The organism is Aquipseudomonas ullengensis (assembly GCF_014174475.1).
In the GTDB taxonomy this organism is placed as follows: Bacteria; Pseudomonadota; Gammaproteobacteria; order Pseudomonadales; family Pseudomonadaceae; genus Aquipseudomonas; species Aquipseudomonas ullengensis.
Window position 1 is genome coordinate 42,202 of the sequence record NZ_JACJUD010000003.1, and the last position, 20,715, is coordinate 62,916.

The 20,715-nt window shown below is 66.0% G+C and carries 17 protein-coding genes; 9 read left to right on the forward strand and 8 right to left on the reverse strand.

The window, feature by feature from the left end:
• Positions 1-13 precede the first annotated feature (13 nt).
• The 4 genes from H3H51_RS09565 to H3H51_RS09580 form a co-directional block, all read right to left on the reverse strand.
• Positions 14-1,474 carry a flavin-containing monooxygenase gene (locus H3H51_RS09565; protein ID WP_183088824.1) on the reverse strand — a complete coding sequence of 487 codons (1,461 nt, stop codon included), beginning with the start codon at positions 1,472-1,474 and terminating at the stop codon, positions 14-16.
• Entirely contained in the window at positions 1,471-2,448 is a 978-nt protein-coding gene (locus H3H51_RS09570; protein ID WP_183088825.1) for an alpha/beta hydrolase fold domain-containing protein, read from the reverse strand. Before H3H51_RS09570 ends, H3H51_RS09565 begins: the two co-directional genes overlap by 4 nt.
• Positions 2,445-3,275, reverse strand: coding sequence for an SDR family oxidoreductase (locus H3H51_RS09575; RefSeq protein ID WP_183088826.1), 831 nt, complete (start codon positions 3,273-3,275; stop codon positions 2,445-2,447). Before H3H51_RS09575 ends, H3H51_RS09570 begins: the two co-directional genes overlap by 4 nt.
• A gap of 135 nt (positions 3,276-3,410) precedes the next feature.
• Positions 3,411-4,034 (reverse strand): TetR/AcrR family transcriptional regulator, encoded by a 624-nt coding sequence (locus tag H3H51_RS09580; RefSeq protein ID WP_183088827.1) that lies wholly within the window; start codon positions 4,032-4,034, stop codon positions 3,411-3,413.
• 223 nt (positions 4,035-4,257) lie between these two features.
• Between H3H51_RS09580 and H3H51_RS09585 the strand changes: the two genes are divergently transcribed.
• The 4 genes from H3H51_RS09585 (at position 4,258) to H3H51_RS09600 (ending at position 9,680) form a co-directional block, all read left to right on the forward strand.
• Complete coding sequence (locus H3H51_RS09585; protein ID WP_183088828.1) at positions 4,258-4,668, forward strand: DUF2946 family protein; 411 nt, start codon at positions 4,258-4,260, stop codon at positions 4,666-4,668.
• Positions 4,669-4,736: 68 nt separating this feature from the next.
• Positions 4,737-6,902 carry a TonB-dependent receptor gene (locus H3H51_RS09590; protein WP_183088829.1) on the forward strand — a complete coding sequence of 722 codons (2,166 nt, stop codon included), beginning with the start codon at positions 4,737-4,739 and terminating at the stop codon, positions 6,900-6,902.
• A gap of 15 nt (positions 6,903-6,917) precedes the next feature.
• Positions 6,918-8,381, forward strand: coding sequence for a PepSY domain-containing protein (locus H3H51_RS09595; RefSeq protein ID WP_183089335.1), 1,464 nt, complete (start codon positions 6,918-6,920; stop codon positions 8,379-8,381).
• A gap of 174 nt (positions 8,382-8,555) precedes the next feature.
• Positions 8,556-9,680, forward strand: a complete 1,125-nt coding sequence (locus tag H3H51_RS09600; RefSeq protein WP_183088830.1) for a M14 family metallopeptidase — start codon at positions 8,556-8,558, stop codon at positions 9,678-9,680.
• Between the two features lie 42 nt (positions 9,681-9,722).
• Here H3H51_RS09600 and H3H51_RS09605 read toward each other — a convergent pair whose 3' ends face one another.
• On the reverse strand, positions 9,723-10,646 hold the full coding sequence (locus tag H3H51_RS09605; RefSeq protein WP_183088831.1) for a LysR family transcriptional regulator: 924 nt from the start codon (positions 10,644-10,646) through the stop codon (positions 9,723-9,725).
• A 106-nt stretch (positions 10,647-10,752) separates the two neighbouring features.
• On the opposite strand from H3H51_RS09605, the gene H3H51_RS09610 reads away from it, so the two are divergent.
• Together H3H51_RS09610 and H3H51_RS09615 are read left to right on the forward strand one after the other, a co-directional pair.
• Positions 10,753-12,483 (forward strand): amidohydrolase, encoded by a 1,731-nt coding sequence (locus H3H51_RS09610; RefSeq protein ID WP_183088832.1) that lies wholly within the window; start codon positions 10,753-10,755, stop codon positions 12,481-12,483.
• 96 nt (positions 12,484-12,579) lie between these two features.
• Positions 12,580-13,320 (forward strand): TorF family putative porin, encoded by a 741-nt coding sequence (locus tag H3H51_RS09615; protein ID WP_183088833.1) that lies wholly within the window; start codon positions 12,580-12,582, stop codon positions 13,318-13,320.
• Positions 13,321-13,392: 72 nt separating this feature from the next.
• On the opposite strand, the gene H3H51_RS09620 is transcribed toward H3H51_RS09615, so the two are convergent.
• On the reverse strand, positions 13,393-14,241 hold the full coding sequence (locus tag H3H51_RS09620) for an SDR family NAD(P)-dependent oxidoreductase (RefSeq protein WP_183088834.1): 849 nt from the start codon (positions 14,239-14,241) through the stop codon (positions 13,393-13,395).
• Between the two features lie 79 nt (positions 14,242-14,320).
• A complete protein-coding gene (locus H3H51_RS09625; protein WP_183088835.1) occupies positions 14,321-15,712 on the reverse strand; it encodes a flavin-containing monooxygenase in 1,392 nt (463 codons plus the stop codon).
• Positions 15,713-15,951: 239 nt separating this feature from the next.
• Between H3H51_RS09625 and H3H51_RS09630 the strand changes: the two genes are divergently transcribed.
• The 3 genes from H3H51_RS09630 to H3H51_RS09640 all read left to right on the forward strand — a co-directional run bounded on the left by H3H51_RS09630 (position 15,952) and on the right by H3H51_RS09640 (position 19,173).
• Positions 15,952-16,350 (forward strand): c-type cytochrome, encoded by a 399-nt coding sequence (locus H3H51_RS09630; protein WP_235981338.1) that lies wholly within the window; start codon positions 15,952-15,954, stop codon positions 16,348-16,350.
• A gap of 1 nt (position 16,351) precedes the next feature.
• On the forward strand, positions 16,352-17,746 hold the full coding sequence (locus H3H51_RS09635) for a D-arabinono-1,4-lactone oxidase (protein WP_183088837.1): 1,395 nt from the start codon (positions 16,352-16,354) through the stop codon (positions 17,744-17,746).
• Positions 17,747-17,898: 152 nt separating this feature from the next.
• Complete coding sequence (locus H3H51_RS09640) at positions 17,899-19,173, forward strand: DSD1 family PLP-dependent enzyme (protein ID WP_407926479.1); 1,275 nt, start codon at positions 17,899-17,901, stop codon at positions 19,171-19,173.
• A gap of 270 nt (positions 19,174-19,443) precedes the next feature.
• On the opposite strand, the gene H3H51_RS09645 is transcribed toward H3H51_RS09640, so the two are convergent.
• Positions 19,444-20,481 carry an AraC family transcriptional regulator gene (locus tag H3H51_RS09645; protein WP_183088838.1) on the reverse strand — a complete coding sequence of 346 codons (1,038 nt, stop codon included), beginning with the start codon at positions 20,479-20,481 and terminating at the stop codon, positions 19,444-19,446.
• Positions 20,482-20,715: the final 234 nt, after the last annotated feature.

Sequence of the window (20,715 nt, forward strand, 5' to 3'; positions counted from 1 at the left end):
TTTCGTTTGGGGCTCAGTCCCAGCGGTAGCTGGCCAGCGGCAATGACTTCATCAGCTTCTGGTAAGTGGCCACGGCGGCCGGCCAGAGGGTGACGTTGCGGCCGTCCTTGCCCAGGTACCAACTGCTGCAACCCGACAGCCAGACCGAGTCCTTGAGTTCGACCTGCATCGCCTCGCTGTAGTCGCGGGCCACCTCGTCGCGTACGTCGAGCTGGCTGAGGCCGTTGCGCTGCAGGTGGTCGAGGCAGTTGAGGATGTAGCCGATCTGCGCCTCGATCATCAGGATCATCGAGTTGTGGCCCAGGCCGCTGTTCGGCCCGATCAGGCAGAACAGGTTGGGCATGCCCGGTATCGACACGCCGCGAAAGGCCGTGGTGCCCTGTTCCAGCCAGCGCTGGCCGAGGTCTTCGCCGCCGGGGCCGATGATGAAGCCAGGCGGCACCAGGGCATCCATCACCTCGAAACCGGTGCCGAAGATGATCGCGTCGACTTCCTTGCGCGTGCCATCCGTGGCGATCACATGGTGCTCGCCGACGGCACTGACCCCGGAAGCGATCAGCTCGACATTGCTGCGGGCGACGGCCGGGTAGTAGTCGTTGGAGATCAGGATGCGCTTGCAACCGAGCATGTAGTTCGGCGTCAGCTTGCGGCGCTTGTCCGCCTGGGGGATGTGCTGCTCGATGTGCCGCTTGGCCATGCGGCTGGCCATGCGATTGGCGAAGCTGCCGGCCTGCATGGCCTTCAGGCGCATCTCGTGCACGCGGAACAGCACATGGCGATACAGGTACTGCAGGGGCGGGAACAGCGCAAAGAGCTTCTGCTCCACGCCGCTCATGCGCCGGTCCGGGCGCGGCAGCACCCAGGCAGGGGTGCGCTGGAACAGCGAGAGCTCCTCGACTAGCGGGGCGATCTGCGGGATGTACTGGATCGCGCTGGCGCCGGTGCCGATCGAGGCGACCTTCTTGCCGCGCAGGTCGTAGCTGTGGTCCCAGTTGCTAGAGTGGAAGACCTTGCCGCGGAAGCTGTCCAGCCCTGGCAGGTCGGGAATCGACGGCACGTGCAGCGGCCCCTTGCCGAGCATGACGAAGCGCGCCCGCAGCTGGCTGCCGTCGGCCAGTTCGATGCACCACAGGCGCTCCTCGTCGAGGTAGCGCAGGCGCTGCACCTCGGCATTCAGGCGCAGGTGCGGGGCGAGCCCGTACGTGGCCACGCAGTGCTTGAGGTACTGGTGGATCTCCTGCTGCAGCGGGTATTTGCGCGACCAGTCCGGGCGTTGCTCGAAGGAGAACGAGTAGAGGTGCGAGGGGATGTCGCAGCCGCAGCCGGGGTAGGTGTTGTCGCGCCAGCAGCCGCCGATGTCGGCGGCCTTCTCGAGGATGACGAAGTCGTGGCGGCTGCTGTTCTTCAGCTCGATCGCCATGCCCAGCCCGGAGAAGCCGCTGCCGACGATGACGTAGTCGAGCACCTCGCTCATGCGCTGGCCTCCGCCAAGGCGGGGGTCGACGCGGCCGTCGCAACGGCGGCGGCCTGCCAGCACTGCTGGGCGAAGTCGGCCATCTCGCGCAGGCAGGTGCCGGCTTCCGGCAACAACGGATAGAAGGTCGGCCAGACATGCGCCTGGCCTTTCCAGATGCTCAGTTGCACGGGGGCGCCAGCCTGGTCGAGGCGCTCGGCCACGCGGTAGGAGTCATCGCGCAGGGCTTCGCTGTCGCTGACATGGATGGCGATGGGCGGGAAGCCCTGGAAGTCGCCATACAGCGGCGACGCCAGTGGCCACGCGCCGTCCTGGCCATTGAGGTAGATGGCGGCGGCGCGCTGGATGGCGTTGGCATCAAACATGGCGCAGTGCTTGCCGTTGCTGTGCAGCGATTCACCACTGGCCAGCAGGTCGGTGTAGGGCGAGAGCAGCACCGCGCCAGCAGGCAGCGCGTGGCCCTGGGCCTGGAGTGCCAGCAGCAGGGCGAGGCTTAGGCCGCCACCGGCGGAGTCCCCGGACACCACGATCTGCTCGGCTGCGAAGGATTGGCGCAGCCACAGGTAGGCCGCTACGGCATCGTCCACGGCGGCCGGGAACGGGTGCTCGGGCGCCAGGCGGTAGTCCAGGGAAAACAGCGCGCAGTTGGCCCGCTTGGCCAGTTGGGTGGTGAAGGCGCGGTAGGTGAGTGACGAGCCGAAGATATAGCCACCGCCATGCAGGTAGAGCATGCAACGGCCCGGCGTGGCAGCGTCCGGCAGGTTCCATTCGCCCTTGAGCGTGGCGTGCTCGCCGGGCGTGACCGAGACGCCCGCTGCGGGCTTGCGTTTGGCGTTGTTGCGCTCCAGCCAGGCGCGAAAGCGCACGTGATCGAAGTGCTCGGCCGTGAGGATGGGTTTCAGCTTGCTGCGCAGCACCAGGCTGACCAGGCGCGAACGCAGCGAGCGCGAACGGATCAGGCGTTTGTCGATCATGCCGTCACCTTCTTGCGCATGTTCGAGGCCTTGCCCAGCACGCGCTGGACGATATCGGCATAGGCGCGGGGGAACAGGCGCTGCAGCAGGTCGACGAACTTGGCGTCGCCGCCGACCAGGATGCGCTCGCGGCGGCGTTCGATGCCGTCGATGATGATCCGAGCCGCCTCGCTGGGCGCCAGCTTGAGGGCCTTTTCCTCGAGGTTGCGCACCACGTCCGCCGGGTTGTCGACGGCCTGGTCGAAGGTCGCGTTGCTGGCGATACCGGTGCGCACGCCGCCCGGGTGCACGCAGGCGACATGCACGCCGTCTTCCTTGAGTTCCTGGCGCAGCGATTCGGTAAAGCCGCGCACGGCGAACTTGCTGGCGCAGTAGTGCGCCTGGCCGGCGACGCCGATCAGGCCGAACAGGCTGGAAATGTTGACCAGGCTGCCCCGGCTGCTGCGCAGTGCCGGCAGGAACGCGCGGCTGCCATGCACCACACCCCAGAAATTAACGTCCAGCACGCTGCGAAAGGCTTCCGCCGAAGTCGAGGCGAACTCGCCGAAGCGGGTGATGCCGGCATTGTTGATGACCACGTCGACGCCGCCCAGTTGCGCATTCACGCTTTGTGCAAAGTCATTGAACTGGGCTTCGTCCGCCACGTTTACCGCAGCGCTGATGATCTGGCTGGCTCCCTCGGCGCGGGCCAGGGTCACTGTCGCGTCGAGGCCGGCGCTGTTGACGTCGGCCAGGGCCAGCTGGCAGCCCTTGGCGGCGAATTGCAGGGCCAGTTCGCGGCCGATGCCACTGCCGGCGCCGGTGATGACCACTCTCTTGTTATTCATGTTGCGCAACCTCTGGGGAATGACGGCAAACAATTTCGTTGTTCGAGTGAACAGCCATTTACAGGGTTGGGCAACTTTTAGTCAACCACGGCACAGCCGGCGACAGGCCGCAGATGGTTTTTCTTTGGATGGATTTCAGGCGAAGAACAGGCTTTCGATATGCGCGACGATGCTGTCGGCCACCTCGCCATCGGCGGGGTGCAGGTCGGTGGCGATGTGGTACACGTCGGCCAGGGCGAAGTAGGTATTGGTCAGCCCGGCCAGGCTGAAGCAGAAGTGCTCGAAGGGCATCGGCTTGATCAGCCCGGTTGCCAGGCAGGCGTCGTACAGCGGCTGCAGGCGCTGCTGGGTGGGCAGAAACTGCTCGCGCACCAGCCAGTCGAAGCGCTCGTCCTTCTGCCCGATCTGCTGGTACAGCAGCATCGCCATGCCCGAGGACTGCATGCACAGCCGCGCATAGCCACGAATGAACTCACGGAAGATCGCGCGCACCTGCTCGGCGCTGGCTGCCGGTGGTACCTCGGCCATCAGCGGCACGTCGGCGAAGGCCGCCTTGACCGCCTCGCGCCAGAGCTTGTCCTTGTTCTCGAAGTGATAGGTGACCAGGCCCTGGGCGACCCCGGCGCGCTTGGCGATCTCGCGGGTCGAGGCGCCCTCGAAACCAGCCTGCTCGAACACCTGGATGGCGGCCTGCAGGATCAGTCGACGGCTTTCGGCTTTGCGCTGCTCGCGCGGGCCCACGGGTTTCGCTGTGCTCATGGATGCTCTTGCAGGCGGGATGGAAACGCCGGAGCCGCCAGGCGCCTCCGCCGGGGCAGTATACCCACGGCGGCGCAGACGGGTTCAACGGCCATGCGCAGTGCCGTAGACGCAGTAGGGCAGGAGGTGCCGAGCCGTGCCATGTGCCAGCGTCGGCGCTCTGCGGCAATTGACCGCGCACCGCCACTTCTGCGCCGGAACACCTGATGCTAGAGTCGCCGCCATGAACCTTGCCCGCGATGACCGCTCGCTGATTGCATGGGTGCTGTACGCCAGCGTCCTGTTCAGTCTGTTCGCCTGCGGTATTCATCACGGGCAAATGAGCGGCCTGAGCCTGAGCGGTTTGAACGGCGCGTTCTGTTCTGTGGGCAGCGACAGTGGCCCCGGTGTCGATCTCGGCGGTTCGCAGTCGACCCAGCAAGCCACCGCGTCGTTCAGTTGCCCGCTGTGTTCTTCCTTCGCCGTCGCGGTGGCGATCAACTCGGCGAGCTGGGCCCTGGACTATGTACCGGGCAGCGCCGTGGCACCGATCATCGTGCGCAGCTGGGCGCAGCCACCGCCCCGTTATCAGTGGCCCTCGCTGAACCCCCGCGCCTCTCCTGCCTACTTCCCCGCAGTGACTCAAGCCGTCTGATTCGGTCGGTCTGCGCCCTGGCGTAGCCACACGAAGCAGCCATCACTATTCGCGTGGAAGTTGTCTCCATGACTATAAGAAACACCTCTGTGGTGCTGTTGCTCGGCGCCTGCAACCTGGCGTGGGCGGATCACGTGCCCGTCGAGCTGGACGCTCTGACCGTCGAGGGCACCCTCGACAAACCCTCGGGCGTGGAGCTCGACCAACCGATCAAGACCGGCTCGCGCCTGGGCCTGACCGCCCGTGAAACCCCGGCCTCGGTCAGCGTCGCCGACCGTCGCGTCATCGAGGAACGTGGCGCCAAGGACACCCAGGACGTGATCAACACCATGACCGGGGTCAACGCCTCGGCCAACCCGGGCTACGGCGGTTATGTGTCCTACCGCGGCTTCACCGCGGGGCAGGTCACCCAGCTCTACAACGGCATCGGCATGAGCTACAGCAGCGCTACGCGCCCGGTGGATGCCTGGATCTATGACCGCGTGGAATTGATCGGCGGCCCCTCGACTTTCCTCTACGGCGCTGGCGCGGTTGGCGGCTCGATCAACTACATCACCAAACTGGCCAGCCGCGAGGAACAGGCGGTGGAAGGGCGCGTGCGCTACGGCAGCTACGACAGCTCGGAGATGGCCATCGGCGTCAATCACGCGCTGAGCAGCGGCCCCGATCCCAAGCACTTCGCGCGCCTGGACGTCAGTCGCACGGCCGGCAACGGCTACATGGATCGCAACGAGCGTGAATCGACCAGCACGGCGTTTTCCATCCTCAGCGACCTGACGCCCAACCTCAGCCACACCCTGGCCCTGGAATACCAGGAGGACCAGGAAGACAGCCCGTACTGGGGCTCGCCGATCCTCAACCCGGTGGGCGGCACCATGAAGATCGACGAAGACCGCCGCTTCGAAAATTACAACGTCGCCGACGGCCGCTACGAACAGCGCGTGCGCTGGGTGCGCTCGATCATCGACTACCAGATCAGCGACAGCACCAGCCTGCAGAACACCCTCTATCACTACGACGCCCAGCGCGATTACCGCAACCTGGAGAACTACGTCTACAACGCCGACAACAGCCGCCTGGAGCGTGGCTCGGCCTACCTGCAACGGCACGACCAGCAGGTCGACGGCAATCGCTTCGAGCTGCGCCATGACGCTCAACTGTTCGGGCTGTTCAGCCAGTGGTCGGCCGGCCTGGACTACTCGGTGAACCAGCAGAAGCTGTACCCCAACGGCCAGTTCAGCTCCAGCCCCTATGACACGATCGACCCGGATCACTTCGACCCAGGCAGCTTCTACGACATCCCCGGCGTCAACGGCGGCCTGCAGAAACAGCGCAAGCATGAGGTCACCACCCTGGCCGGCTTCCTGGAAAACCGCCTGGAGCTGACCGAGCGCCTGTCCTTGCTGACCGGCCTGCGCTACGACCATCTGCACATGGAGGTGACCAACTACGGCACGGTATCGGCCACCAGCCCGGCTTTCTTCGAGCGCACCTGGGAACCGGTTACCGGCCGCGTCGGCCTGGTCTACGCGCTGACCCCGGCGGCCAACGTCTACGTGCAATACAGCACCGCCGCCGATCCACCGGCCGGCTCGCTGGCCTCGGCGACCTACTCGCAGGTCGGCCTGTATGACCTGACTACCGGCGAGCAGTGGGAAGTTGGCAGCAAGTTCGACTTCCTCGATGGGCACGGGTCGGCCACCGTGGCGCTATACCAGATCGTCCGTCGCGACTTCACCGTGAAGGACTCCAACGACCCCAACCTGACCGTCCAGGCGGGGCAGCAGACCTCACGCGGCATCGAGCTGGCCGGCAAGCTGCAGGTCACCGCGAAGCTGCTGGCCGAAGCCAACTACGCCTACGTGGACGCCCAGTACGACGAGTTCAACGAGGCGGTGAACGGCGTGTCGGTATCGCGCGAAGGCAACAGCCCGACCAACGTGCCGGAGAACGTCGCCAATGCCTGGCTGACCTATGACATCGCCCCGGCCTGGCAGGCGGGAGTGGATGCACGCTACGTCGATGCGGTGTTCGCCAATAATGCCAACACCCTCGAGGCACCGTCCTACACCCTGTACGGCGCCTTCGCCCGCTACCGGGTGGACGAGCACACGGCGGTGACCGCGCGGGTGCGCAACCTCACCGATGAGGTCTACGCCAAGCAGGCCTACGGCACGCTCTACTACATGGGTGCGCCACGTACCTTCGAGGTGGCTGTGGATACGCGGTTCTAAGGGGACGGTATGGCGATCAAACGCTACTTCTACCTCTGGCACCGCTGGCTGGGCATCGGCCTGTGCCTGTTCATGGCGCTGTGGTTCGTCTCCGGGGTGGTCATGCTGTATGTCGGCTATCCCAAGCTGACCCCGGCCGAGCACCTGGCGCATCTGCCCGACCTGCCCTCGGCTGACTGCTGCGTCAGCCCGGGCCAGGCGCTGGCCGCCAGTGGGCGCAGCGAGGCCCCAAGCACGCTGCGCCTGAGCAGCGTCGCCGGCACGCCGCGCTACCTGCTCGGCTATGCCGACGGCACGCGCCTAGCGGTGGATGCCCGCAGCGGCCAGCGAGTTGCCATGGTCGATGCGCCCGCGGCGTTGGCCAGCGCGCGCCAGTTCGCGGGTGCGGCCCCGGTGCAGTACCTCGACCAGGTGCAGGAAGACACCTGGAGCCATTCGCGCGCCCTCGACCCGGATCGGCCGCTACACCGCGTGCAGGTGGCCGACGCGGCGGGCAGCCTGCTGTACATCTCCGGCCACACCGGCGCGGTGGTGCGCGATGCCAGCCGCAACGAGCGCGCCTGGAACTGGCTGGGCGCCTGGCTGCATTGGCTCTATCCCTTGCGCGACAGCCCCTGGTGGGCGCAGATCGTCATCTACCTGTCGCTGGCCGCCACCCTTATGGCGCTACTCGGGCAGGTCGTCGGCCTGCTCCGTTGGCGTTTCACCAAACCCTATCGCAGTGGCTCGCGCTCGCCTTATGCCGGTGGCTTCGCGCGCTGGCATCACATCGGTGGCCTGCTGTTCGGTGCGGTGCTGATCGCCTGGATCTTCAGCGGGCTGATGTCGATGAACCCCTGGCAGCTATTTGCCAGTTCATCGACGCTGGCTCCGGCGGCTTATCGGGGCGGTGATCTGAGCGTCGCTACTGATCGCCAGCCGCTGGCCGAAACGCTGGCGCAGTTCCGCCAGGCCGGCCTGCTGGTGCGGGAAGTGCACTGGCAGAGGGTCGGCGGCCAGCTCTACCGGGTGGCCTACGACGCCGCAGGCGAGAGTCGTCTCCTGGCCGTTGTCGAGGGCGCGGAGGTGATTGCACAACTGCCCGCCAGTACCCTGGAGCAGGCCGCGCGCGCCATGCTGCCGGGCGTGGCCGTGCAGTTCGACTGGCTGGAGCGCTACGACGCCTACTACTACCCGCGGGCCGAGCAGAGCATGTACGGCCACCAACGCAAGCGCCTGCCCATGCTGCGCGCACGTTTCGCCGATCCCGCCGCCAGCTGGGTGCACCTCGACCCCTACAGCGGTGCGCTGATCGAACAGCTCGACCAGCGCCAACGTGTCTCGCGCTGGCTGTTCAACCTGCTGCACAGCTGGGACTGGTTGCCGCTGCTGGAGCGCCCGTTGCTGCGTGAGGGGCTGGTCATCCTGTTCAGCCTCGGCGGCCTGGCCATCAGCCTCAGCGGCATCGTCCTCGGCTGGCGCCGCCTGCAGCGGATCTGATGACGGCCAGACGACGGCTCTGTAGGAGCGAGCTCTGCTCGCGAAGCTTTTTACGCGGCTGATTCGCGAGCAGAGCTCGCTCCTACGGTGGCCCCGTGGTCGCAGGGTCTGCGTGGACGTGGCACGGTGAACGCGCTTCAATTCGCCGGTATTTCTCTGCCTCACGAGCGGCCCATGAACATTCGCAGCGACTTCGACAGCGGCAACATCCAGGTGCTGGACGCCAGCAACCCGCAACAGGTGCTGCTGGCCATCCGCCCGGACATCGCCAGTGCGCATTTCCAGTGGTTCCACTTCAAGGCCGAAGGCCTGGTGCCCGGCAGTCGTCATGGCTTCAGCCTGACCAATGCCGCGCAGTCGTCCTACGCGCATGCCTGGAGCGGCTACCAGGCGGTGGCCTCCTACGACCAGCAGGACTGGTTCCGCGTCCCCACCCACTTCGACCAGAACGGCCTGCATTTCGAGCTGGACGCCAGCCAGGCGCAGGCCTGGTTCGCCTATTTCGAACCCTACAGCCGCGCCCGTCACGAGCGGCTGATCGAGCAGGCCCTGAGCATTCCCGGGGTCGAACTGCTGGCCACCGGCAAGAGCGTGCAGGGCCGCGATATTCCGCTGCTGCGCGTCAGCCGCGGTTCCAGTGCACCGCGCAAGCTGTGGCTGATCGCCCAGCAGCACCCCGGCGAGCACATGGCCGAGTGGTACATGGAAGGCCTGATCGAGCGCCTGGCCAACGACGATGCCGAGCTGCAGCAACTGCTGGCCAAGGCCGAGCTGTACCTGGTGCCGAACATGAACCCGGACGGCGCCTTCCACGGCAACCTGCGCACCAATGCCGCCGGCAAGGACCTCAACCGCGCCTGGCAGGCGCCGAGCGCCGAGGAGAGCCCCGAGGTGCTGTTCGTCCAGCAACAGATGGCGGCGATTGGCGTCGACCTGTTCCTCGATATCCACGGCGACGAGGAAATCCCCTACGTGTTCACCGCCGGCTGCGAAGGCAATCCCGGTTTCACTCCGCGCCTGGATGCCCTGGAAAACACCTTCCGCGAACAACTGATGGCCATTGGCGAGTTCCAGGTTCAGCACGGCTATGCGCGCGATGAGCCGGGCCAGGCCAACCTGGCACTGGCCTGCAACTGGGTCGGGCAGACGTATGACTGCCTGTCCTACACCGTGGAAATGCCGTTCAAGGACCACAACCTCAGCCCCAACCCACGCACCGGCTGGAATGGTGTGCGCTCCAAGCGCCTGGCCCGCGATGTGTTGACGGTGGTGGCCGGGATGGTCGAGCAGCTGCGCTGAGCGTCGGTTGTGCACACCACAAGCCCGCCCTGTGCGGGCTTTTTATGGGCGCCAGGCCAGGCCCTGTTCGGCGAGGTATTCGTCCAGGCATTCGATGAAGGCCACCACCTTGCGTGTCTGCCGGCGGTGGGCGAGGTAGAGCAGGTGCACCCAGGGGCCGAAGGCGTCCGGCTCCAGCCAGTATTCGGGTAACAGTTGCACCAGCTCGCCACGCGCCAGGTAGGGCGCGGCACTCCAGCGCGGAAGAACCTGCAGGCCCTGGCCGTCGAGCAGGCAGGCGAGCAGGAAGTCGTAGTTGTCGCTGGTCAGGCGTGGGGTCGGATGGTCATAACGGATGCGCTTGTCGCCCTGGCGCATCCACCAGAAATGCCGGTTGAGCAGCGGGTGGCGGAACATCAGCCAGTCGTGTTCGGCGAGGTTGTCAGGGGTCACCGGTAGCTGTTTGCGCTGCAGGTAGGCGGGGCTGGCGCAGAGCAGTATGCGGTTCTCGGTCAGCGGGCGGGCGATCAGCCCGGGCAACTCGGTGGGCCCATCGCGCAGGGCGAGGTCGTAGCTGCCGTCGATCAGGTCAATGAAGGTGTCGCTCAGGTCCACCTCCAGATGCACCTGCGGATGGCGGCGCATGTAGCGCCGGCACGCTTCACCGAGAAAAGCCGGGCCGAACGACGGCGGGGCGATCAGGCGCAGGGTGCCGCGCAGCTCGTGCTGCAGTTGGCCGACTTCCTCGCCGGCCTGGTGCAGGTTGGCCAGGGCCTGGCGCGCACCTTCCAGATAGATTTGCCCGGCTTCGGTCAGGGCCATGCGCCGTGTGGTGCGCACCAACAGGCGCGCGCCGAGTTCGGCTTCCAGGTGGGCGACGGCCTTGGTCAGCGCCGAGGGCGTCTTGCCCAGGTGCTCGGCGGCGCGGCTGAAACTGCCGTGTTCGGCGGTGGCGACGAACATGGTGAGGGCGCTGAGCTTGTCCATCCATTCGTTCCTAGAAGGCACAGGAGTTGTGCGGGTTGTGGCGTTCTTCGATTGCCCGCGCATCGGTAGTCTCCGCCCTGACTCGATAAAAACAAAGGGGTGTGCGATGAAACCGGTGATTCCTGCGCTGCTCGCCATGGCAGTTTCTTTTTCCTCGATGGAAAGCATGGCGGCCGTGGACCTGATCCTGCATAACGGCAAAATCTTCACCGGCGAGCCCGGCCAGGGCTTCCAGCAGGCGCTGGCGGTGAGTGACGGCAAGGTCCTGCAGGTGGGCGCCAGCAGTGCTCTGCTGGCGCTCAAGGAGTCCGGCACCCAGGTGGTCGACCTCGGCGGCAAGGTGCTGATGCCGGGGCTGATCGACTCGCACTCCCACGCCATTTTTGGCGGCCTGGAACTGGCGTCGGCCAGCGCCGAGGGCCAGCTCCTGCCGTTCGATGAGCTGGAGCGGCGCCTGCGCGATGGCAAGGCCAAGCAGGGCGACATCCTCAGCGTGGGCGGCATGCCATCGGCCTACTGGAGCCAGCTGGCGGAGTTCGACAAGCGCTTCAACCAGGGCGAGTGGGCGCAAGTGCCGATCTTCTTCATCGGCTGGGATCACCACACCGGCTGGGCCAACCGGGCCATGCTGAAACGTGCCGGCATCGACCAGGCACGAGTGGCGGCGCTGCAGGGCGAGGCGCGCAACACCATCGGTCACGATGAACAATTGCAGCCCAATGGCTTCCTCGCCGACGCCGGTCTCGACCCGGCCATGGCGCAGATGCCGGCGGCCAGCGATGCTCAGTTGCTGGAAGCCGGACGTGCCGCGCTGCGTTACAACCACCAACTGGGCATCACCGCCTGGATGGACCCGGCGGCCAACGGCGCACCGGGTGAAGCACTGTTCGACCTCAAGCCCACGGCCAAGTCGGTCGGCATCCTGCCGGTGTACAAGCAACTGGCCGAGCGCGGCGAACTGAATGCTCACGTTGCCGCCTTGCTGGTGGTGCACCCGAAAAGCCGCCCGGCCGATCTCGATGTCATCGAGCAGGTGCGCGAGCAGTTCCAGGGTGTGCCCAACCTGACCCTGCCGGGAATCAAGGTGTTCGCCGATGGCGTGCCGGAATTCCCGGCGCAGACCGCCGCATTGCTGGAGCCCTACAAGAACTCGAAGAAGTACGGCGAGTTGCTGATCGACCCGGCGCACTTCGGTGAGCTGGTCAGCGCGGCCGACGCCCGTGGCTGGCTGGTGCACATCCATGCCATCGGTGACCGTGCGGTGCGCGAGTCGCTCAATGGCATCGAGCAGGCGCGCAAGGACCGGCAGAGCGGCATCGCCCACTCGATCACTCACCTGCAGATGGTCAATCCCAAGGAGTTCACCCGCTTCAAGCCGCTCGGGGTGATCGCTTCCATGCAGCTCTACTGGGCCAGCGCCGATGACGTGTCGATCGACCTGGTGCAGCCGTACATCAGCGCCATGGCCTTCCACTTCCAGTACCCGGCGCGTTCGCTGCTGAAGAATGGCGCCACCATTGCCGGCGCCAGCGACTGGCCGGTGACCACGCCCAATCCCTGGTTCGCCATCTACCAGGCGGTGAGCCGCAAGGGCCCCAAGGGCGTGCTCAATGCCCAGGAAGCCATCGACCGCGAAACCATGTTCTACGCCTACACCCTGAACGCGGCCAGGGCCATCGGCCTGGAGTCGCAGATCGGTTCGCTGGCCTCCGGCAAGCAGGCCGACTTCATCGTCCTCGACCGTGATGTGTTCAGCGTCGACGACAAGGCCCTGCACGACACCCAGGTGCTCAGCACCTACTTCGCCGGTCGCGAAGTCTACGTCGCACCCCGCTAACAACAGCTTCCATCGCGTGTCGCCGGGCCCACATGTGCGGGGCCCGGCAACGCCTTGCCCGTCTCTGCCATAACAACCACAACAATCGAGAGAGCCATGAAACACTCCCACCTGTGTGTCCTGGGCGGCTTGCTGCTGGCCCCGCTGAGCAGCCAGGCGCTGCCGATCAACGACGACTTCGCCGTGCAGATCGACCTGACCCTGGCCAGCGACTACCGCACCCGCGGCATTTCCCAGACCCTCGGCGACCCGGCTGCCCAGGCTGGCGCCACGTTGCTGCACAGCAGCGGCCTGTATGCCGGCGCCTGGACCTCCAACGTCGATTTCGGCCTGGGCCTGAAGACCCGTCAGGAGGTCGACTACTACGCCGGTTGGTACTGGCAGGCCAGCGACGAGATCGGCCTCGACCTCGGCTACGTCAAGTACAGCTACCCGCGCGAATCGCAGTTCAACCAGAGCGAGGTCTACGCCATCCTCAGCGCCTATGGCTTCAAGGCGGCGGCCTACTACTCCAACGACGTGCCGAACTTCTTCGGCGACGACCAGGACACCCTCTACAGCTACCTCGGCTACGAGACCCAGTTACCGTTCGAACTGGGGCTGGAGCTGCGCTACGGGCGGATGGACTTCAAGGACCCGCTGTTCGTCAGTGGTTCGGGCGACGGCACCAGCAGCTACCACGAATGGGAAGCCACGCTGGCCCGCGAACTGGTGGGCATCACCTGGGGCTTGAGCTTCGTCGACACCGACCTGTCGCAGCAGGACTGCTACAGCTACTACGGCTTCCAGGACACCTGCAGCGCCACCTGGGTGGCTAGCGCCAGCAAGTCGTTCTGACCGACCGAAAGCGAATCTGTCGCCCAACAAAAAGCCCGCTTGATGCGGGCTTTTTGTTCTCAGCGAAAACACCTACTTCAACTCCCAGCGGCCATTCACCCGTTGCGCCAGGCCGCGTTCGCCGAGGGACTCCAGGTAGCGTTGCAGGCCTTTTTCGCCGCGCTTCCTGAACAGCAGGATGGTCCTGGGGAGCAGGTTGGGAAACAGCATCGCCAGGTTGGACAGCCACGACTCGCTGGCCTTGGGTGTGCGCTCCAGGCAAGGCTTGTCGAGCATCAGCAGGACCTGTTCGGCGACGTCTTCCGGTTGCTGCGGTGGGTCGATGAATTGCAGGGCGTTGCCGCCGTGGATGGCTTCATGGCGCAGCATCGCCGTCTCGGTGGCGGCGGGGAGGATCGAGCCGACCTTGATGCCCTTGCTCGCCAGGTCCAGGCCGATCGACAGCATGGCGCCGCGCAGGCCGAACTTGCTGGCGGCGTAGATCGGCGTTTCCGGCAGCGGGAAGATGCCGCCCAGGGACACGGTGGAAATCACCCGCGCATCGGCCGAGCGCTTGAGCAGCGGGATGGCCAGGCGGGTCAGCACCAGCGGCGCGACCAGGTTGATGTTCAGCTCGCCGAGGATGCTCTCTACCGAGCGTTCGTCGAAGGCTTCCACACGGGCGATGCCGGCGTTGTTGATGAGGATGTCGAGGCGGCCGAAGCGCTCTTCGACAAAACTCATCAGGCGGGCGAGGGCGTCGTGGTCGGTGAGGTCGGCGGCGAACGGCGTGGCCTGTTCGCCGAGGCGTTCGGCCACCTGTTGCAGGCGCTCGGCCTGGATGTCCACCAGCACCAGGCGCATGCCGCGCTGGATCAGCCGCTCGCAGATGGCCTGGCCGATGCCGCCGGCAGCGCCGGTAATCAGTACCACTGGGTGCATGACGTGTCCTCGCCTGGGTGTCATTTTGCGTAGCCCGGACTTCAGTACGGGGCGGCGGTTTCCCGGACTGAAGTCCGGGCTACGGGAGCGCTGGTGCGCACGACGCGGGCGTGGCCGCACTGCGGCGCAAGCTGGCGTAGTAGCCCTCGTCCAGCTCGCCCCAGTCCATGTTCTTGCGCAGTTTGCGCAGGTAGGTCTTCAGCGCGTGGACTTCCAGGTACACCTCGTGGCGCTGGGATTTGACGAAGTCGATGCCGCCGGACAGGTCCGGGTCGTCGTTGGCGATCAGCTGCTCGAACTGGCGCGCCTGCTCGGGGCGTTGCAGCTGGTCGCGCAGGTAGCAGGCCACCGCGTGGGCTTCGTTGTCGAACAGCTTGTAGGCGCTGGAGTTGGTTTCCAGGTAGCCGATGCCGAACAGGTTGTGGTGCTGGCGGCTGAAGATCGACAGGTACAGCTGCGGGCGCCCGCCCTTCCATTCGAAGTAGTCGGCGGCGTACTTGCAGCTCCACTTGTAGCCGGTGGCGTACAGCGCCAGGTCGATCTGCTCGCGGCTGCCGTCCTTGAACACCGCGTAATCGCCGTCGAAGTGGTCGAGGTCGGGCTTGGCCTGGATGTCGCCGTGCTGCAGGTAGTGCAGCAGCTGGGTGTTCATCAGCGGGTGGCTTTCGAACAGCTTGTGGTCCGGCTTGGGCAGGCCGAAGCGGGTCAGGTTGCCGTTGATCAGGCGCAGGATCAGGCTGAACACCGGGCGTACCAGCCAGAGCGGCAGGTGCGGGCCGCTCTCGCTGACTTCATCGGCGGGCAGGCCGAACAGGTGCTTGGGAATGAAGTGGTAGCCACGGCGCAGGCTGATAAAGGCTTTGTCGGCGTGGCTGGCCGCGTCGCAGGCGATGTCCGCGCCGGAGTTGCCGGCGCCGATGATCAGCACGCGCTTGCCGTTGAATTCGTCGGCCTTCTTGAAGGTCACCGAGTGGCGGATCTCGCCGTTGAACTGGCCCTTGATGGCCGGCATGTTCGGGTCCCAGTTGCAGCCGGTGGCGCAGACCACGGCGCGGTAGCAGCGCTTCTCGCCGCCTTGCAGGGTCACCTGCCAGCGCCCGTCCTCGCGCTTGGCGACGTGTTCGACGGCGGTGTTGAAACGGATGTGCTCGTACAGGCCGAAGGTGTGGGCGAAGGCGCGGGCGTATTCGAGGATCTGCCGGTTACTCGGGTAATCGGGGAAGTGCTTGGGCATCGGGAAGTCGAGAAAGCCGGAGAGGTCGCGCGAGGAGATGAAGTGCGCGGACTCGTACATCGGCGTGCCGGGGTTAGTGATGTCCCACACGCCGCCGACATCGCTGTGGCGCTCGAACTGTTCGTAGTCCAGACCCTGGCGCTTGAGTGCGCGGGCCATGCACAGGCCGCCGGGGCCGCCGCCGATGATGCACACGGCATCGCCGCAGTCGTGGATGCTGTCGTTCGCTGTGCTCACGGTGCGGGCTCCTGTAGTGGCTGATGTGTCCACGTTAGCAAGGGTCGTACAGATCCACAGGGGTGGAGTGGCCGCGAAAGGGGGCAGAAACGGCCAGTCGCAACGGTGCGTAGCCGCGCCGAATCTGCGCCGGGTTTTGGCCGTTGTGCTGTTCTTGGCTGGCCGTTTGAGACCTCATACGCCACGCGCCGCTGCTTTAGTGTGGCGTTATCGAGATGAGCAAAGGCGCGGAGGAAACTATGCGGGCAGGGCGAAATGGGGGGCTGAGGTCGGCCGGTGTCTGGCGCGGCTGGGCCATGCTGTTGGGGCTGGGCGTGCTGCTGGCTGGCTGCGGTGATGATGCGCCGCCGGCACAAACCGCTGTGCAGAGCGTGCCGGCGGATGCGGCGCTGGCGCAGCTGTATGGCGCCAGTTGCAAGCAGTGCCATGCCAACCCCGCCGCCGGTGCACCGCTGACCGGCGATAGCGCCGCCTGGGCGCCGCGCCTGGAGAAGGGCATGGATACGCTGCTGGACCACAGCATCAATGGCTTCCAGGGCATGCCGCCGCTGGGGCTGTGCATGCAGTGCTCGGAGCAGGATTTCCGCGCGCTGATCACATTCATGTCGGCCATGCCGAAACCAGCGGAGGGCCAGTGACATGGGGCAGCCATTCTCCCGTCGTCAGCTGTTGCAGCGTGCCAGCCTGCTGGGCGCCTGCCTGGCGTTGCCGGCCCGCTCGCTGTGGGCCGCAGACACGCCGCGACCCATACCCTGGCGCAACTGGTCCGGCGTGCAGAGCTGCCTGCCGCTGGAGCGGCTGGCGCCAAAGAACCTCGACGAGCTGGTGCAGATCATCCGTAAGGCCTCGGGCAAGATCCGCCCGGTCGGCTCAGGGCATTCCTTCAGTGCGCTGGTACCCACCGACGACACCTTGCTGTCGCTGAGCAACTTCTCCGGGCTGCTGGCGCATGACGCGCAGACCCTGCAAGCGGAGTTCGGCGGCGGCACGCCGATGTCGAGCATGGGCGCGCCTCTCAAGGAGGTCGGCCAGGCGCTGGTCAACATGGCCGACACCGACTACCAGACCCTGGCCGGGGCGATCGCCACCTCGACCCACGGCACCGGCATCGGTTTCGGTTCCTACTCCTCTCAGGTGAGCGGCCTGCAACTGGTCAGCGCCACCGGCGAGGTGCTCGACTGTAGCCGTGAGAACAACCCTGAGCTGTTCGCCGCCGCGCGTGTCTCCCTCGGCGCGCTGGGCGTGGTGACCAAGGTGCGCATGCAGAACCGCGCCGCCTTCCGCCTGCGCGAGCGCCAGTGGTTGGGCAAGACCGAGGAGCTGCTGGAGGATGTCGAAAACCTCAAGCGCGACAACCAGCACTGGGAGATGCTGGTCATCACCCATTCCGACTACGCGCTGTCGGTGGCGCTGAACGAGACCGAGGACCCGAGCACGCCGCCGGTGCCACCGGACGAGGAGGGCGGCAACGGCTTCATCGACATCATCGAGGGGCTGGACAAGCACCTGAGCGACTCCCCCGATCTGCGCCGCAGCTTGCTCAACAATATGCGCCACTTGGCCAGCTTCGACGACCGGGTGGACGCCTCCTACGAGATCTTCGCCAACGTGCGCAACGTGCGCTTCAACGAGATGGAGTACTCGGTGCCGGCCGAGCACGGCCCGGCCTGTTTGCGCGAGATCCTCAAGCGCATCGACGACGGCAACCTGCGCACCTGGATGCCGGTCGAGTACCGCTACGTGAAGGCCGACGACATTCCTCTGAGCATGTTCGAGGGGCGCGACAGTTGTGCGCTGTCGATCCACCAGCACCATGCGATGGACCATCGCGAGTTCTTCGCCGCGATCGAGCCGATCTTCTGGAAGTATGAGGGGCGGCCGCACTGGGGCAAGCTGCACAGCCTGGGTGCGCGTCAGCTGGCGGCGCTGTACCCGCGCTGGAAGGAATTCACCGAACTGCGCCAGGCGCTGGACCCGCACGGGCGCTTCGTCAACGCGCACCTGGCCAGCCTGTTCGGCCTCAACATCGGTTAAGAACCTGTCTCGGATCTCTTGATCGTCGGCCATGCGTCGTTAAAAACAGGCTCGGACTGCTCATTTACACTTCGTAAACTCCGCGTCCTCGCCTGTTTTTGCCTAGCCTGGCTCTAGCTCAAAAGACCCGAAACAGGTTCTAAGGAGTAGGGATGAAACGACGCACGCTTGTGCTGGCCGGCCTGGGCGCCGGCGGTCTGCTGGCTGCCACCTGGCTGCGCCCGGGTGATCGGGGGCAGCCGCACGATGGCTATTTCCAGGCACTGAACCAGGAACTCAAGGCCCACGGGCCGATGCGCCCGAGCCTGCTGATCGACCTCGACCGGCTCGACCAGAATATCGAGGTGGTGCGCCAGTTCCTCGCCCGCAGTGGCAAGCAGCTGCGCCTGGTGGAGAAGTCGCTGCCGGCGCCCGGCCTGTTGCGCTACATCGGTGAGCGCCTCGGCACCCGGCGGCTGATGTCCTTCCACCAGCCCTTCCTCAATCACGATGCGCGGCTGTTTCCCGAGGCCGACATCCTGCTCGGCAAGCCGCTGCCGGTGCGCTCGGCGCAGCTGTTCTATGAGCAGCACAGTGGCTCCTTCGATCCTGCGAAGCAGCTGCAGTGGCTGATCGACACCCCCGAACGCCTGCAGCAATACCTGGCGCTGGCCCAGGGGCTGGGCACGCGGCTGCGCATCAACATCGAACTGGACGTCGGCCTGCATCGCGGCGGCGTGAGTGACACGCAGACGCTGGGGCAGCTGTTGCAACTGATCGCGGATAACCCGCAGCACCTGGAGTTCGCCGGCTTCATGGGTTACGACCCCTTCGTCGGCATGAACCTGCCCTCAGTGCTCGGCACCCAGGACGAACTGCTGGCCAAGGTGATGACGCTGTACCAGGGCTATGTGGATTTCACTCGTCAGCGTTTCCCGGCCCTGTGGCGCGAGGGCCTGACCCTGAACACCGCCGGCAGCCCCAGCTACCGGGCCCACGAGCACGAGAAGTTGAGCAGCGAAGTGGCGATCGGCACCGGCCTGCTCAAACCCAGCCATTACGATCTGCCGTCGCTGACCGGGCACGAACCGGCGGTGTACATCGCCACGCCGGTGCTCAAGCGCACGGGGGCGTTGCGCATCCCGGCCCTGGACGAGAAATCACGGCTGTTCGCCTGGTGGGACGTCAACCAGCGCGAAACCTTCTTCATCTATGGCGGCAACTGGCAGGCTGATCTGGTCTCGCCCGCCGGGCTGCAGTTGAGTGGCCTGTACGGGCGCAGCTCGAACCAGGAACTGGTCAATGGCTCGCCGACGGTGAGCCTGGAGGTGGACGACCAGGTGTTCCTGCGACCGACCCAGAGCGAGTCGGTGCTGCTGCAGTTCGGTGATCTGCTGGCGGTGCGTGGCGGCAAGATCGTCGAGCGTTGGCCGGTGTATCAGGAGTAGGTTTTTCCTCACCTTTTGGGAGAGGGGCCGGGGAGCGCCGACCACTCCGCGCTGCCAGCCAGCCCCTCACCCCAGCCCCCTCTCCCGGAGGGAGAGGGGGCTGGCTCGTTGCTGGTTGCAAGCACGGTGTTTCCTGGCACTCCGGACTGATCCCCTCTCCCTTCGGGAGAGGGCTGGAACGCGGCTGGATTCGAGCGCGTGGTTCACCGGCACCCCGGACTGACTCCCTCTCCCTCCGGGAGAGGGCTGGGGTGAGGGGCTGGCAGTCCGCTAGGACTCTTGGGCGATCCGCTGCTTGGCCGTTCGCGGCGTCACCCCGGTCCAGCGTTTGAAGGCGCGGCGGAAGTTGCGCACGTCGCTGAAGCCGGTCTCGCTGGCCACGTCGATCAGCCGGCTGTCGCGGTGGCTGAGCAGGGCCAGGGCCTTGGCCCGGCGCACGGAGTCGACGATGCCGTGGTAGGACAGGCCGGCCTCGTCGATGCGCCGGCGCAGGGTGCGTTCACCGAGGTTGAGCTGCTGCGCCAGTTCGGCCAGTTGTGGCGGGCGGCAGAGGCTCTTGCGCACTTCGCGCTGGATGGTTTCGATCAGGTCGGAGCTGCCGCTCTGTTCCCAGCGTGCGCTGTCCAGCAACTCGGCGATCTCGGCGGCGACATAGTCGTCGCGGGTCGGCAGCGGTAGCTCCAGCCAGCGCGCGTCGAAGGCGATCAGGTTGTGCCCGGCACCGAACTTCACCGGGCAGCGGAAGATCTCCGCGTAACGCTGCCAGTGCGGCGGGCGCGCATATTCCAGTTCGATGCGGTCGAGGGTCAGGTCCTGGCCGGACAGGTGACGGACGATGGCCAGGGAGCTGGCGAAGGCTTCCTCCAGGTAGAACACCGCCACGTCCGGGTCGAAGAAGCGCGTGCTGGCGAACACCAGGCAGCGCCCGCCGCGCAGTTCCATCTCGTAGTCGAGCAGGGCGCCGGTGTGGCGCTGGTAACGGATGGCCAGGTCCAGCGCTTCACCCAGGGTCGGGCTGGCGAGCATGGCCATGCCCACCAGGCCCCAGGACACGGCGGTCTGCCGGCTGCCCACGGCCAGGCCCAGGCCGCTGTCGTCCAGGCTGTGCAGGGCACGGCGCACCAGCAGGTAGCTCTGCCGGTAAGACAGGCGATAGTCGGGTTTCTTCAGGTCGTCCGGCTCGAAGCCCAGGCCGCGACAGAGCAGGGCCGGGTCGCGGCCGAGGGCGGCCACGTGCTGCAGCAGGAAGCGCGAGATCTGCGGCGGGGCGGAGGCCTCCGAATAGCGCGGATCGGCGATGGGTTTCATGGACACGCTCCTGGCAGGCGGTCGTTATCGAGGCGTCACGCGCCCGGTTCTTGTTGTTATGTGGCGCCTCGCTGGGCGCCGTTTTCCATAGTTAGCATGGGCCGGCGGCATGGCGCCAGTCGCCGCTTTTCGTAGGAGCCAGCTTGCTGGCGATCAATGCCTCGAGAAGACGCATCGCCAGCAAGCTGGCTCCTACAGGTAGCACGTGCGAACCAGACGTAGGGTGGATCGCGC